This is a genomic window from Pseudomonas sp. A6 (assembly GCF_052367875.1).
GTDB classification, from domain to species: domain Bacteria; phylum Pseudomonadota; class Gammaproteobacteria; order Pseudomonadales; family Pseudomonadaceae; genus Pseudomonas; species Pseudomonas citronellolis.
Genome location: NZ_CP198970.1, coordinates 2,860,497 through 2,874,833, shown reverse-complemented (window position 1 = coordinate 2,874,833; position 14,337 = coordinate 2,860,497). Strand labels below are relative to the sequence as shown.

The window sequence follows — 14,337 nt, the reverse complement described above, 5'->3', positions numbered from 1 at the left end:
GCGCGCCGCCCCGGCGGCCACACGAAAGCATCAAGGTGAACCAGATGATCGAATACTTTACCGAGGCAGCGTCGGCGAAGACCGTCAACGCACGCATGGGGGATGCCATCGACCCGCGCCTGCGTACCGTCATGGCTTCGCTGGTCGAGCACTTGCACAGCTTCGTCCGCGAGGTAGAGCTGACCGAGGCCGAATGGGAACTGGCGATCGACTTCCTGACCAGGACGGGGCAGCTCTGCTCCGACCGCCGCCAGGAATTCATCCTGCTCAGCGACACCCTGGGCGTCTCCATGCTGGTGGACGCCATCAACCACCGGCGCCCGCCCGGCGCGACCGAGAGCACGGTGTTCGGCCCCTTCCACGTGGAGAACGCGCCCCTGCGCGCCATGGGCGACACCATATCCCTGGACGAGAAAGGTGAAAGCTGCCTGTACGAAGGCCGCGTCCTCGACCTGCAGGGCCAGCCCATCGCCGGCGCCGTGCTGGACGTGTGGTCGGACAACGCCGAGGGCTACTACGACGTGCAGCAACCCGGGCTGCAACCGGAGTGGAACAACCGTGGCCGCTTCGTCACCGGCGCCGACGGGCGCTACCGCTTCCGCGGCATCAAGCCGGTGCCCTACCCGATCCCCGACGACGGCCCGGTCGGCCAGTTGCTGGCGCGCCTGGGGCGGCACCCGTGGCGCCCCGCCCACATGCATTTCATGGTCGGGGCCGAGGGCTACCAGCGCCTGGTGACGCACACCTTCGTGTCCGGCGACGCGTACCTGGCCTCCGACACGGTGTTCGGCGTTAAGCAATCCCTCATCCAGATATTCGAGGCGAACCCGGGCGGCGCCACCCGCTGGACGGCCAGGTTCGACTTCGTACTGGCCCCCGACTGACCGACGACGCAGTACCAACCCAAAGTGCCGGCCAGGCGTGCACCCCGTGGTACCGGCACGTTCCTATTACAAGAACAACAGTGGACGACAACATGAAAGATACCCTGGGCAATCGCCCCGATACCTCGTACGAGTGGAAAGCCGTCCTGCTGCTGGCGCTCGGCTTCGGCCTGGTCAGCATCGACCGCTTCATGATCATGCCGCTCTTCCCGATCATGATGAAGGACCTGGGCCTGGACTATCAGGACCTCGGCCTGATAACCGGCATCCTGGCCGTGACCTGGGGCTGCTCGTCCCTGTTCATGGGCAAGCTGTCCGACCGCCTCGGCCACCGCGCGGTGATCATCCCCGCGGTCATCCTCTTCTCCCTGCTGGCCGGCTGCAGCGGCCTGGCCACCGGCCTGGTCAGCCTGATGCTGATCCGCGCGGTCATAGGCGCGGCCGAGGGCGCCTACACGCCGGCCAGCATCGTCGCCACGCTGGAGGCCTCGAGGCCCAGCCGCCACGGCCTGAACCTGGGCATCCAGCAGGCCGCGATGCCGCTCTTCGGCCTGGCGCTCGCTCCGCTGCTGGCCACCCAGCTGCTGCACCTGTTCGACTGGCACTGGGTGTTCGCCATGGTGATGCTCCCCGGGTTGATCGTCGGCTACCTGCTGTACAAGGTGCTGCGCAACACCGACGCGGCCACGGCCGCGGAACACACCAGCACCCACGACGCCGGCCGCCATCACTGGCGCGATGCCTTCAAGAGCCGCAACGTGCCGCTGAACATCCTCGGCATGATGTGCTGGCTGACCGTCCTCGTGGTGCTGGGGGCGTTCCTGCCCAACTACCTGCTCGACTACCTGGGGCTCAGCCTGGCGCAAATGGGCTACGTGCTTTCCGCCATCGGCTTCGGCGGCGCCGTCGGCACCATCGTCCTGCCCAGCCTGTCCGACCGCATCGGCCGCAAGCCGGTGATGGTGCTGTCGGTGCTCTGCGGGGTGGCCTCGCTGTACCTGCTGATCAACACCGGCGCGGATACCTCCCGCCTGTTCCTCACCCTGTTCTTCACGGTCTTCTTCGACTTCGGGCTGATCTGCCTGACCGTGGGGCCGGCCACCACCGAATCGGTGCCGGCGACGCTCATGTCCACCGCCTCCGGCTTCGTCGTCGGCATCGGCGAAATCTTCGGCGGCGGCATCGCCCCCGGCCTGGCGGGCTACGTCGCCAACCACCACGGCATCCAGCACACGCCCCTGCTGGCGCTCGGCGCCATGGCCTGCGGGCTGCTGGTGACGCTCTGCCTCAAGGAGACGGCGCCGCTGCGCATCGGCGCCAGCCTCGAGGCGACCTGACCTCCACCTGACGCCCGAAACCACACCGGGGCCCCGCCTGCATACCGGCAGGGCCCACGGCTTCGCTCATCCGCCAGAAAGGGCGGAACCCACCCCAGAGAGGAAAAAGCCCCATGCCCATCATCAGCATCCACCTCGTCGAAGGCCGCACGGACGAGCAGAAGGAGCAACTGATCCACGAAGTCACCGAAGCCTGCCACCGCGCCCTGGCGGTCCCGCGGGACGCGGTGCGGATCATCCTCAGCGACATGGCCAGGCAGCACTACGGCGTCGGCGGCCAATCCAGGCTGAAGTCGGAAAGCCAGTGAAAGCGGCAGTCCCCCGCGAAGCAACCCGGCGTTGACCACACCCACCCTGCCGACCTACCGGAAGACACCATGAGCATTACCAAGAACAAGAACCTCGCTCCCGCAATCCTGGCCCTGCTGCTGCCCCTCTCCGCCCTGGCTGGGGGCCATTACAGCCCTGGCGTCGAAGGCATCGACGGCGCCGTCGTGCCGCCTCCCGGCGTGTACTACCGCGGCTACGCCGTGCACTACCAGGCCGACCGGCACGACGCCGTCCCCGACAGCGACGTGCGCGTCGACGCCCTGGCCAACCGCCTGGTCTGGGTCACCGGGCAGAAGGTCCTGGGCGGCGACCTGACCTTCGAGACCATAGTCCCGGTGACCCACACCGACCTGCACCTGGCGTCGGGAGCCGTCGACGACTCGGCCTGGGGCGTGGGCGACATCTACGCCGGCAGCGTCATCGGCTGGCATGGCCAGCGCTGGGACGCCGTGGCGGGCGCCGGGTTCTGGTCGCCCACCGGTCAGGACGACCGGCCGGCCGACCCCGGGCTGGGCTATTCCGAACTGATGCTCACCCTGGGCGGCAACCTATACCTGACCGAGCGCAAGGACCTCAGCCTGAGCGTCCTCAGCCGCTACGAAGCCGCGGACGACCCTGACGTGGAAGACACGTTCCTGGTCGAATGGGGCCTCGCCAAGCGCCTGGACAACGGCCTGAAACTCGGCCTCGTCGGCTACGACCAGTGGCAATTGGGCGACGGCGACGCGCAAAGGCACGCGGCCGGCCTGGAGGGCGGCTATTTCTGGCCGGCCGCGGGCGTCGGCCTGAACCTGGCGGCCTACCAGGAATACGCGGTCAACGACGACTTCAAGGGCTACCTGTTGCGGGCCGTGCTGACCAAGGCGTTCTGAACCGGGCCTCCGGGGCGGCGGGCGTTGCCGCTCCGGAGGTTTCCATCGCCATCGCCGAAGCGTGCATGTCCCCGGCAGAGGGGAAGCCCCAGCTACATCAGGATTCAGCCTCGCCGCCTCAGCTCCAACCCCAGAACATCAACCACCAGCCACCCAGCACCGGCACGCAGGCCAGCGCCAGGCAAGCCAGCGCGGCTGGCTGGCGCAGGGGCGCGACGCCGCGGCGGCGGAGGATCCGCCAGCCCAGCCACAGCGTCCAGGCGCAGGCGCCCGCCAGCAGCAGGGCCCGCGCCGGCTGCACCCAGCCGAGGGCCAGCCCTTCGTAGCGCAGCAGTTTCACCGTGGTGGCGGAAAGCCCCAGGAACAGCCCGCAGCCGCCCAGGGGAATCAGCGCCTGGACCAGGTGCCCGTGCAGCCCCTGCCCCAGTCCCGACAGCTTGCCGGCCAGGCGCAGCAGCGCCGTCAGCCAGGTGCCCATGAGCAGCGCCCAGGCCAGCACGTAGAAGACCAGCACGCCGCCGTCGAGCCAGGTGAAGAGGTCGTTGTTCTGCGGGTAATGCGTCAGCACCCACCAGGGCGCGTTGGCCTCCAGCGGCCAGAGGATGCCCCGCTCCACCAGCCATTCTGCGCTCGTCTGCTTGAGCGCGATGAACCAGGGGCTGAGCGTCCAGTTGAAGGCGCCCATGGCCAGGCCGATCACTCCGAACAGCAGCAGGCGCGCCGGCCAGGGGCTTTCCGTGCGCTGGCCGTGGACGACGATTTCCTCGTTCGGCCAGCGCGGGCTCAGGGCCACGGCGCCGCGCTGGCCGCTGCAGCGGCCGCAGGAATGGCAGTCGGCGCAGCCGCTCATGCGGCGGATGTCGATCAGCGGGGCGCAGTTGGGCGGCGGCAGGTGCGGCCCGGCATTGGCCAGCCAGCGCGCCTCGTCGACGCGGAAGTGCACCGGCGCCAGCCGCGCGAGCAGGTTGAACACGCCGCTGACCGGGCACAGGTAGCGGCACCAGACGCGCTTGCCGCGCCCGTAGAGGAAGCCCACCAGCATCGCCGCCAGGGTCGAGCCGCCGAGGATCAGCAGCGCCGGCAGCGCGTAGTCGTAGACGCTGACCAGTTGCCCGTACAGGGTGGTCAGGCAGAAGGCCAGGAACGGCCAGCCGCCCCAGCGCATCCAGCGCGGCACGCCGCGCCCGCGGCCGTGCCGGCTCGCCCATTCGCTGAGCGCGCCCTCGGGGCAGAACAGCCCGCACCAGAGCCGCCCGAACAGCAGCATCGACAACAGCACGAAGGGCCACCAGATGCCCCAGAACACGAACTGCGCGAACACCGCCAGGTTGTCCAGCATGCGCGCCTGGGCCGGCGGCAGGTCCAGGCACGCCGGGACGATCAGCAGCACCGCGTAGAACAGCACCACCGCCCATTGCAGGGCGCGGATCAGCCCGGCATGCCGGCGCATGCCGTCCCCCAGCCGGGCCAACGACCGGGTCAGCAAGAGGGAAGGCGCGCCCTTCATGCCAGCCGGGCCTCTACGCGGCGCTCGCCGCGCCGGCACAGGTAGCTCGCCAGCATCCAGTAGGCCGGCAGGAGCAGCACCGCCAGCAGCGAGGGCGCGGCGCGATAACCGGCGAAGCCGGCCAGGGCCGCGCCCAGGCCGTGGCCGTCGCTGAGCCAGGCGGAGGTGTCCCAGAGCGGATCGCCGAACAGCCCATAGCACCACTCGGGCAGGTCCAGCGCCATGACCTGCCCCGCCACCCGATCCAGCGCCGCCATCAGCAGGGCGCCGCCGAGCAGCAGCAGGAGGACTTCGCTGACGCGGAAGAAGCGCCGCCAGGTGAGTATCCGCGAGGACCACTGCAGCGCGGCGTAGGTGGCCAGCGCCAGCAGGAAGCCGAGCACGCCGCCCAAGGCGAACCAGCTCCAGTCCGCCCCCTGCTGCGCGCCGATGCCGTAGAGGAACACCACCGTCTCGCTGCCTTCGCGGGCCACCGCCAGCATCGCCAGTAGCAGCACGCCCCAGCCGCCGTCCTCGGCGATGCTGCGCTCGGCGTCCTGCTCCAGCTGGCGCTTCATGCCGCGCCCATGGCGGTGCATCCACACCACCATCTGCAGGATCAGCAGGCTGGCGCAGAGCACCATGGCGGCCTGGAACCATTCGCCGGACGGCCCCGCCAGCCACTCCCCGGCAAGCATGAACAGCGCGGCCAGCGAGCAGGCCAGCACGACGCCCAGCCCTACCCCGCTCCAGAGCATGCGCAGGCCGCGCGCGGGCTCCGGGCGATGGCAGAGCCAGGCATGCAGGATGCCGACGACCAGCAGCGCCTCGACGCTCTCGCGCCAGACGATGAACAAGGATTGCAGCATGCTTGGCTCCCGGTCAGTGCGCCACGATCTCGCCTTGCGGCAGGTCCATGTGGAACTCGTCGAAGAAGGGGTAGCGGCCGGGACGCAGGGGGTGGATCACCACGAACGAGGTGACGCCCGGCGAGAGCACCTTCTCCACCCGCAGCGGCGTGCTCTCGAACTCGGCCGGCCCGCTGCCGGCGTTGCGCACCACGACCTTGAAGCGCTGCCCGGAGGGCACTTCCAGAGTCTGGGGGGTGAAGTGGCCATCCGTGATGGTCAGCTCATAGGTGGGGAGCGGCGCTGCCTGCGCGGCAACGGCGAACGACAGTGCCAGCAGGCAGAAGAACGAGCGCAACATGACGGCCTCGCGACTCTCGGGAAATTAACGCCGCACCCGCAGCGGGTGCGGCCCGCGCATCAATAGCCGCCTTTCTTGCCGATGCCGGCGTAGGTGAAGTCGTATTCCACCTTGCAGGTCTCGAACCAGGGCGCCACGCCGGTTTCCTTGTCGACGTGGCGGCCGAACATGGAGGCTCCCGACGGCGGCAGGATGGTGTAGGTCAGGTGGTACTTGCCCGGGCCGAGCAGCTTGAGGTTGTCGCCGTAGTGCGGGCCGTCGCTGGCCACCATGCCGTGGAAGTCGCCCTTGAGGACCTGCTCGCTGCCGTCCTTGCGCAGTTCGTAGGCCACCCGCAGGTAGGGAATCCAGCTGCCCTCCTGGAAGCCGTTGGGGTTGTCGGCGGTGGCGGCGATGTCGGCTTCCAGGTGCACGTCGGACTGCGCGGCGGCGCGCATCATCCCGGGCGGGTCCATTTCGATCGGCTGCAGGTACACCGCGCCGATCTCCATCCCGCCGCAGGCCTGCGGCGCGCCGATGGGGTACTCCTTGGCCGCCGCGAACGGGGCGGCGAGCGCCAGTATCACGGGAACGGCGCGGTTGATTCGCATGGTCTTCTCCTTGGCTCGATAGATGAGGAATCGCGAGCCCGCATTTAGGAACCAAACGACGCCATTGAGAATGATTTGTATCAAGAATTCCTGAAGTAAATCCGCAAGGCCTGCGCGGCGAGGACAGGAAGACCAGGGCTGTCCACTTCCACGCTCACGGCGTTGATCGCCGATATGGCCTGCCCGGCGCAGAAGAGGGAGCGCCAGGCGGCGCTCCCCTTTCGCCGGCCCTGCCCTACCAGAGCGGCAAGGTGTAGCTGACGATCAGCCGCGTCTCGTCCAGGTCACGGCGATGGCCCTTGTCGCCATTGATCGTCACGCTCAGGTCAACCAGCGGGGCGATGGCGGTTCTCCGCGAATTCAGGGATGAAGCCGAGAGCGAGGCGTAAGGTAGGCCAGCCACGGGCTGGCATCGGCCAGGGCGGCGACAGCCTGCGACCCGCCCGCCAGGACCGCGAGGTCGGTGTCGCGGAGCAAGGAAGCAAGGTCACTGGGCCGCCGACACGCCTTTCGACCTGACGGCAGCCAATCCGCGGCCGAGGTCACTCTAGTAGGACCAGACTGCCAATAACTGGGCATACAGGTTGGTTCTGTCATCGCCCAGTTGCGTGCCGCCTCCTGACACACTTCGCTGGGGCTTGTAAAAGCCCAGCAGAGGCAACAGCGTCCAATGCGGATCGATATTCCATTCGGCGTAGATATCGATCTCCCGTCCATCCCGATTCCCCAGCGATCGATCGAGGGTATCGAAAGAGTAGACGAGCGCCCCAAGGTTCAGGCCGTCCATGACGGAGGCCTTCAAGCCCACATGGTGAACGGCCGTGTTGGTATTGAAAGGACCTGCATAGTTCGAGGCAACCTCGCCCTGGAACCAGGTGCCCAACGCCCGCCCGTTGCCGTAGAAAAGCGGGTCGTAGCCTTCCGAGAAACGGCTGTAGCGATAATTGATGCTGGGTTTTCCCGGCAACTCGGTGAATGTCCAGCCCGCCTCCAGGTACCAGGCGCTTTCGTTCCCGTCACGCTTGTCTTCCCAGGCACGTTCCGCGGCGAGGAACAGGTTGGGAACCCCCATGTTGCCCTGCCCTCGCAGGCTGCCCACCTTCATCCCCCTTCGTTCCGGGTAAAGGAGCTCGCCAAGCTCGCGGTCGGTATCCAGGACCTTGATGAGAGTCAGCCCCAGCGTCCCTTCGTCGACGACATGCTCGAGCGTGGCAACCCCGAGTTCGGGTTTGGCCTGGGCCGGGTTGTCCGACTCCAGCCACATCAGGTCGCCCCGCAGCCCACGCTCACCGCCCCAGCGAAGAATGGCCGTCTTGTCGAACGCCCTGCGGCCCGTGAGGTAGTAGGCGCCCCCTCGGCTCACCCTGCCATCCAGCAGGCCGCGCCCAAGGTTCAAGGCGTCGCCGGCGATGAGGAAGCCGTCCCCCACGACCACCGTTTGCCTTCCCGCGGAGACGTCGAGGGCGTTCTCGCCAAGCTGGGACAGGGCGTCCATGGAGCGCCAGCCCAGGTAGGCATTCTCGATCTTGGTGGTCCGCTCATCCCCCATGGTCCAGCCTGCCGCATCGCCGTCCCCGAAGGTGGCGCTGCTGACCCAGTCGAGCGCTCCGTATAGCTCGCCCGTCGCAGGTCTGCGTTGCCTGAAGTCGATTCCGTATTGCAACGTCGCCTCTTGCCAACGGCTGCTTCCTGCGTCCCTGGTACCGGCCTGGGCATAGCTCTCACGGCTGTGAAAAGCGCCAACGGCGCCTTGCAGTTTCACATCGAGTTCTGTCTCGGCATCCTGATAGAGCACTGCGGCATCCGCCCAGCCCGACAACGACAACAGCAGCGGAAGGGATGCCTTGAGTTTTTGTTTTCGCATCGGAGGTCTCTTCGAGCAAGGAAGCGGCCTCGCTACGAGGCCGTAGGAAGTCAGGCGGGAATTTCACCTTCGGCGTACATATCCGCCGCTATGCGCCAACCGCTGTCAGTGAGCACCCAAACGAAGAGGCTCTTCATCGAGAAGGCCTCGCCATCCCGGGGCAGGACGCTCCAGGTCACCCAGGTGTAGGCTGCGGCGCCGCCAAGCGAATGGATGCGGTCGATTCGGATGGCCGCGCCACGGGAGTCGTCGACGAGGCTCCTGACGAGTCCGACCAGCACGTCGGAGCCCTGGAGCAGAGGCTCGCTGCCCGGGCCGGCGATCTCGGTGGTCTGGGTATAGAGTTCATTGACGATGCCCTCGGCATCTCGACGCATCCACAACGACTGCAGTACGTCCAGGCGCTCTCGCAGGGCTGATTTCAGGGCAGCAGAAGCCATCTTCGAATCCTCTTGGTCGAATTGATTGGAGAGAAATGAGGCCTCGTCGAGGCCGGTTGGATCGGGCCGGCGTGTCAGCGCCGGCCGTTGCCGTATCCCGCGAGCTGGTGGCAGACCTTGCCCAGCGTGCAGATCAGGTTGCGCAGGCTGTCCTTGGCGTAGATGCGCGTGCGCGGGATGGAACTCATGACGTCCCAGTGGCGGGAACCCTCAGTCATGCCCTCGGCGACGACCCGGCTCACCACGTGGCTGGGCGTCACCCCGAAACCGGAGTACCCCTGCACGAAGAAGGCATTGGGGCGGCCGGGCAAGGTCCCGATCTGCGGGAACAGGTTCGCCGTGCATTCCATCGGGCCGCCCCAGGCCAGGTCGATCTTCACATGTCCGAGGTAGGGGAAAACCTTCAGCATCAGGTTGCGGTTCCAGGCCTTCAGGTCGTTGGGGATGTATTCCAGCGCGCGGGTGGCCGAACCGAAGAGCAGTCGGTTCTCGTTGGTCACGCGGTAGTACTCGATGACCGGCCGGATGTCGCTGAATGCGCCACGGATAGGGCTGATCTGCTCGATGAGCGAGTCCGGCAGCGGCTCGGTCACCAGTTGGAAGGCGTAGGTGCTGATCATGGTCCGGTGCAGTTCGGGCTCCAGGCGGTCGAGGAATGCACCGCAGGACCAGAGGATCTTCTTCGCCCGTACCGAGCCTTTCGCCGTGCGCACGTGGATCGTTTCGCCGTAGGTCACCTCCAGCACCGGCGTGTTCTCGAAGATGCGCCCGCCCAGGCCCACCAATGCCTTTGCCGAGCCCAGCAGCATGTTCAGCGAATGGATGTGGCCATTGCCCATGTGCTTGAGGGCGCAGCTGTAGATGTCGGAGCCGACGATGTCCTTGACCGCGCTGCCTTCCAGGTAGGCGATCTCCTGGTCGGGGTTGAGCTGGCGGAACTCCTTTTCCCAGGCCTGCAGCAGCTTTCCCTGGCGCGCATTGAAACCGAGGTATCCATAGCCATGGCGAAAGTCGGCATCGATTCCATACTTCTCGATCCGCGACTTGATGATGGACGAACCCAGGTCGCTGATCTCGAAGATCGCCTGCAGCCCCGATTCGCCGACGCTGCGGCGAATCTTCTCCAGGTCATGGCCTATGCCGGCCATCACGTGTCCGCCGTTGCGCCCCGAACCGCCGAAGCCCAGGTAGCGCGCCTCCAGCAGGACGATGTCCGTCACCCCTCGCTCGATCAGCTCCAGGGCGGTGTTGACGCCGGAAAAACCACCGCCGATGACCACCACCTCGGCCTCCAGGTCCTGTTCCAGGTCGGCAAACCTGAGGTCGTACTTGCGGGTAGCGGTGTAGTAGGTAGTGGGTGTTTCGACAGACAGCATGGGATCACCTTGTTCTTGTGGTTTCGGTTCGGGTCAACGGGGCAGCGCCGTTCGGGAAGGCAGCCGGTCCTGCCATCTGCGCAGGGCGAAGAGCACCAGCGACAACAGCAGGATGCCGATGCCGGTGACCACCTCGCGCAGGCCGCCGTAGCCCGCCAGTTCCGCCGAAGCAGCGCCGACCACCACGACCAGGCCGGTGAAGATGCTCAGGAGCCAGGCCACGGGCATCCAACCGCGGCCTAGGCGCACGGGCCGTGGCACGGTGGAGGCGTCCTTGCGCAGGAGGATGAACCCGGACAGGGCGAAGAAGATGGCCACGAGGTAGCCGATATTCGCGGTGACCAGCATCGCCAGGGGCGAAGACAGCAGGAAGATCATGCCCAGGTTGAGCACGACCGCGACGGTCATGCAGCGCCCCGGCACCTGGTGCTTGTTGAGGACGCCCAGCTGGCGGATGGTGAGCCCTTCGAGCGCCATGCCGTACAGTGCGCGGGAACCGTCCGCCAGGGCCGCGTTGAGGCCCATGAAGAGCCCCACCAGCAAAGTGGCCACGAAGAAGCCGCTGAAGCCGCTGCCAAGCACCGCATTGAACGCCTGGATGTAGAAACCGCTCGGGTTGGCCATGGCCTCTTCGCGGCCAACCATCCCTCCCAGCCCGAAAGCCACGGCGGCGAAGACAGCCACCGTATAGCCGCCGGAGGTCAGCAGCGCCAGGCGCATGTCCCGCTGGCTACGGTATTCCGGACCGAAGGCCGCGCACATCTCGGTGCCATAGGCGCTCCAGCTGACCAGGAACAGCCAGACCAGAGCGGTGCGCAAGGTCCCCCAGCTCCACACGACAGGTTGCGCCAGCTCCTCCCGGAAGCGCTCGAGGCTCCATCCGTCGCCGAACAACGGGGACACGGCGAGAACCAGAATCGGCACCAGCAGCAGCGCGCCCATGTACTTGGAGACGACGGCGGCCATATGCACGCCAAGGCGGTTGAATTGCCAGAAGAGCAGCAGCAGGCCGGCGCCGACGCACTGTGCGAAACCTATGTTCAGCGGCCCCAGCGCCAGCGTCCAGTCCTGCCCGGCGAACCACTGGGCCTGGATCAGGGCGCCGGCGCTGACGCTGACGATGGACAGAACGGCCGACCAGCCGAGCCAGTAGCCGAAAGACGCCAGGGGCCCGACCAGGACGCAGCGGCGGCGCCAGCCTTCGGTGGCGATCATGGCGATGCCGCCCGGCTTGTCCGGGAACATCGCGCAGACCTCGAGGAAGATCCAGTTCTGGCACGCCCCGATGGCCGCGGAGCCGACCCACAGCAGTAGCGCGCCGACGGGCCCGAGGACGCCCAGGGCGAACCCGAAGGAGGCGAATATGGAGCCGGACACCGCCATCGACAGCGCGAAGGCATCCGTCCAGCGGAGGGTTTTCTGCAAGTGCTGATTATTGTTGTTGTCGTTCACGGAAGGGCTCCGCGCAGGTTGTAAAGGAGCCTCTATTTAACGCGCCCGCGCAGAGCGGCGACATTGCTCAGAGCGCACACCGCATGGCCTGGCGTGCCAAGCCGTAATTGCCTTGAAACAACCATTAACATGTTAGTAAATTAACCCAGCCTCCGGCCGCTCCGGCAGGGCGGGCATAACAAGAAGTCCGGTGCAATCCGGTAGCGGAGGTGAAGCGATGAATCATCCTCTCGACCACGCCAGCGTGTTCCAGGGCCGCCAAGGGTTCGAAGCCTGGCATGGCGACCTCTCCTCCAACTGCGGCACCTTCCACGTCGAGCCTCCAGCCGATGCTGGCATCGCCTCCTTCCGGGGCGCGGTAACCGCCGTCACGCCGGACCTCAGCTCGCTCCAGGGTGCGCGCATCACCAGCAACTGCCGGCATGTCCACCGCTCCCGGCGGGACATTCGCCAGGATGACAAGGACTTCTTCTACCTGGTCATGCAGGTAGGAGGCGAAGCGCTCATGTGCCAGTCCGACTCGCAGACCCGGCTGGGCAGCGGAGACCTGGTGCTGCTCGATATCACGCAACCCTGCGATTTCTACTTCGAGGGGCTGAGCGACCAGTTCTCGGTGATCCTCCCGCGCAACCAGGTGCTTCAGCGCTTCAGGGAGGGGCAGATACTGCTCAACCGACGCATCGGCTCCGCCTCCCCCCTGGGGGCGATGGGCGGCATGCTCGTAGGTCAGCTCTTCTCCAACCCCCTGCTCCGCATCGATGAAGCGACGGCCATGCGGGAGGCGATACTCGCGCTACTTCGCCCGGCCCTCGACCATGGCGGACTAGGCGCACAGGCCGACGGCCCGTTGCTGCTCAAGGCCAAGACCTTCATCGAGAGGCACCTTGCCGACGAGGCCTTGTGCCCCGAGCAGATCGCCGGCTCGATAGGGACGTCGCTGCGCAACCTGCATCGGCTTTTCGCCCAGATGGAAACGACGGTCGGACGCTACATCCTGGATCGCCGCCTGCAATCGTGCGCAACGGCCATACGCGAGAGCGAGCAGAAAATCAGCAGCATCGCCTTTGCCCGGGGCTTCAAGGACTTCAGCCACTTTTCCCGTTCGTTCAAGAACCACTTCGGTGTTTCTCCCCGCGGGTACCGAACGAGCAAATGAACGCCCCGGCCCCGCTGGATTTCCGGTCGTACAGCCGGGGCGCCAGTGGATGGGCCGGACATTGCCCGGGGAAGGACGGCCAGGCTCCAGAAGCAGATCAGCGCCTTGCCCGGCACAGCCGATAACGCTGTGCCATGAACCACAACCCGCTTGCCAGCAAGCCGGATAAGGCCATGGCGATCGACATGGGGTACGCCGTGCCATCCTGCAAGGCGGCGACCAGGCTGCTGACGAGAAAGGCGAAGAGGAACTGCAGGATGCCTATGAGCGCCGAGCCCATCCCTGCCAGGCTGCCGCTGGCGCCCATGGCGAGGGCGGCGGCGTTGCCGGCGATCAGCCCGAGCGAGGCGATGCACAGCCACAATGGCAGCAGCAGTAGCGCCAGTTGGCCCAGGCCAGCCACTGCGACCAGCGCCAGCCCGGCGGCCAGGTTCAGGCCGAGCGCCAGCCCCAGCAGGCGTTCCATCGAGTGGCGGCGCAGCAGTTGCCGATTGACCTGGGCGCCGACGATCAGGCCCAGCGCATTGAGGCCGAACAGCCATCCATAGGCCTGCTCGCTGACGGCGAAGGTCCCCATGAATACGCTGGGCGAGCCGGTGATGAAGGCGAACATGCAGGCCTGCGCCAGGCCGCCGACCACGGCGGGTATCAGGAAGGCCGGGGTCCGGCACAGCGCCAGGTAGCCACGCCCCACGGCCAGCGGATGAATCGACTTGCGTCGCTGCGGCCCCAGGGTTTCCGGCACGTATCGCCACACCAGCCCCAGGCACAGAGCGGCGAACGACAGCAGGAACACGAAGATCGCCTGCCAGCCGGCGAACAGCAGGATCCACCCGCCAAGCAGCGGCGCGACTATGGGCGCAAAGGCCATCAGCGACATCAACAGCGACAGCACCCGGGCGCTTTCCAGCGGGCCGAACAGGTCGCTGACGATTGCCCGGCCAATGACCATGCCGGCGCAGCCGCCCAGCGCCTGGGCGAAACGCATGCCGCTGAACACCTCCAGGCTCGGCGCCAGCAGGCAGCCGAGGCTGGCGCCGAGGAACAGGACCACGCCCAGCAACAATGGCAGGCGGCGGCCGTAGCGGTCTATCAGCGGGCCATAGAAGAACTGCCCGACCGCCAAGCCGAGGAAGAACAGCGACAAGGTCGACTCCATGCCGCCATGGCTGGAGCCGAAATGCGCAGCCAGTTGTGCGAAGGCGGGCAAATACATGTCGGTGGCGAAGGGCGCGAAGGCGGCGAGCATCGCCAATACGACGATCAGGCGCCTGACGGCGTTGGGTGAACGGATATCTGCCGATGCCCGCATGCAGCGTTTTCCTTGTAGAGGAGCCGATG

General features: G+C 66.8%; 15 protein-coding genes. 5 read left to right on the top strand and 10 right to left on the bottom strand.

All coding sequences use genetic code 11. From position 1 onward, the window contains the following. Positions 1-44: 44 nt before the first annotated feature. From ACTWJ5_RS13060 to ACTWJ5_RS13045, 4 genes are all read left to right on the top strand, one after another. Complete coding sequence (locus tag ACTWJ5_RS13060) at positions 45-884, top strand: intradiol ring-cleavage dioxygenase (RefSeq protein ID WP_074980619.1); 840 nt, start codon at positions 45-47, stop codon at positions 882-884. Positions 885-976: 92 nt separating this feature from the next. After that, complete coding sequence (locus ACTWJ5_RS13055; RefSeq protein ID WP_074980709.1) at positions 977-2,221, top strand: MFS transporter; 1,245 nt, start codon at positions 977-979, stop codon at positions 2,219-2,221. Between the two features lie 113 nt (positions 2,222-2,334). Beyond that, complete coding sequence (locus tag ACTWJ5_RS13050) at positions 2,335-2,529, top strand: 2-hydroxymuconate tautomerase (RefSeq protein ID WP_009623158.1); 195 nt, start codon at positions 2,335-2,337, stop codon at positions 2,527-2,529. A gap of 69 nt (positions 2,530-2,598) precedes the next feature. Next, on the top strand, positions 2,599-3,423 hold the full coding sequence (locus tag ACTWJ5_RS13045; protein ID WP_256514940.1) for a SphA family protein: 825 nt from the start codon (positions 2,599-2,601) through the stop codon (positions 3,421-3,423). A 118-nt stretch (positions 3,424-3,541) separates the two neighbouring features. On the opposite strand, the gene ACTWJ5_RS13040 is transcribed toward ACTWJ5_RS13045, so the two are convergent. The 9 genes from ACTWJ5_RS13040 to ACTWJ5_RS13000 all read right to left on the bottom strand — a co-directional run bounded on the left by ACTWJ5_RS13040 (position 3,542) and on the right by ACTWJ5_RS13000 (position 11,840). Then, entirely contained in the window at positions 3,542-4,930 is a 1,389-nt protein-coding gene (locus tag ACTWJ5_RS13040; protein ID WP_444438912.1) for a 4Fe-4S binding protein, read from the bottom strand. Next, the gene (locus ACTWJ5_RS13035; RefSeq protein ID WP_249919673.1) at positions 4,927-5,778 is read right to left on the bottom strand and encodes an FTR1 family iron permease; all 852 of its coding nucleotides are present in this window, start codon (positions 5,776-5,778) and stop codon (positions 4,927-4,929) included. Before ACTWJ5_RS13035 ends, ACTWJ5_RS13040 begins: the two co-directional genes overlap by 4 nt. 13 nt (positions 5,779-5,791) lie before the next feature. Then, positions 5,792-6,118 (bottom strand): cupredoxin domain-containing protein, encoded by a 327-nt coding sequence (locus ACTWJ5_RS13030; protein WP_249919672.1) that lies wholly within the window; start codon positions 6,116-6,118, stop codon positions 5,792-5,794. A gap of 59 nt (positions 6,119-6,177) precedes the next feature. Further along, positions 6,178-6,708, bottom strand: coding sequence for an iron transporter (locus ACTWJ5_RS13025; protein WP_249919671.1), 531 nt, complete (start codon positions 6,706-6,708; stop codon positions 6,178-6,180). A 235-nt stretch (positions 6,709-6,943) separates the two neighbouring features. Next, positions 6,944-7,111: an OprD family porin gene (locus tag ACTWJ5_RS13020; protein ID WP_143096590.1), complete on the bottom strand. Its 168-nt coding sequence runs from the start codon at positions 7,109-7,111 to the stop codon at positions 6,944-6,946. A gap of 144 nt (positions 7,112-7,255) precedes the next feature. After that, positions 7,256-8,572, bottom strand: coding sequence for a hypothetical protein (locus ACTWJ5_RS13015; RefSeq protein WP_116423983.1), 1,317 nt, complete (start codon positions 8,570-8,572; stop codon positions 7,256-7,258). Between the two features lie 50 nt (positions 8,573-8,622). Beyond that, positions 8,623-9,012 carry a DUF4440 domain-containing protein gene (locus ACTWJ5_RS13010; RefSeq protein WP_074980625.1) on the bottom strand — a complete coding sequence of 130 codons (390 nt, stop codon included), beginning with the start codon at positions 9,010-9,012 and terminating at the stop codon, positions 8,623-8,625. Positions 9,013-9,086: 74 nt separating this feature from the next. After that, positions 9,087-10,388: an NAD(P)/FAD-dependent oxidoreductase gene (locus ACTWJ5_RS13005; RefSeq protein WP_074980626.1), complete on the bottom strand. Its 1,302-nt coding sequence runs from the start codon at positions 10,386-10,388 to the stop codon at positions 9,087-9,089. Between the two features lie 33 nt (positions 10,389-10,421). Then, positions 10,422-11,840 carry an APC family permease gene (locus tag ACTWJ5_RS13000; RefSeq protein ID WP_083426775.1) on the bottom strand — a complete coding sequence of 473 codons (1,419 nt, stop codon included), beginning with the start codon at positions 11,838-11,840 and terminating at the stop codon, positions 10,422-10,424. Positions 11,841-12,057: 217 nt separating this feature from the next. On the opposite strand from ACTWJ5_RS13000, the gene feaR reads away from it, so the two are divergent. Further along, entirely contained in the window at positions 12,058-12,996 is a 939-nt protein-coding gene (gene feaR, locus ACTWJ5_RS12995) for a transcriptional regulator FeaR (protein ID WP_074980628.1), read from the top strand. A gap of 97 nt (positions 12,997-13,093) precedes the next feature. On the opposite strand, the gene ACTWJ5_RS12990 is transcribed toward feaR, so the two are convergent. Further along, positions 13,094-14,308, bottom strand: coding sequence for a multidrug effflux MFS transporter (locus ACTWJ5_RS12990; RefSeq protein WP_074980629.1), 1,215 nt, complete (start codon positions 14,306-14,308; stop codon positions 13,094-13,096). Positions 14,309-14,337: the final 29 nt, after the last annotated feature.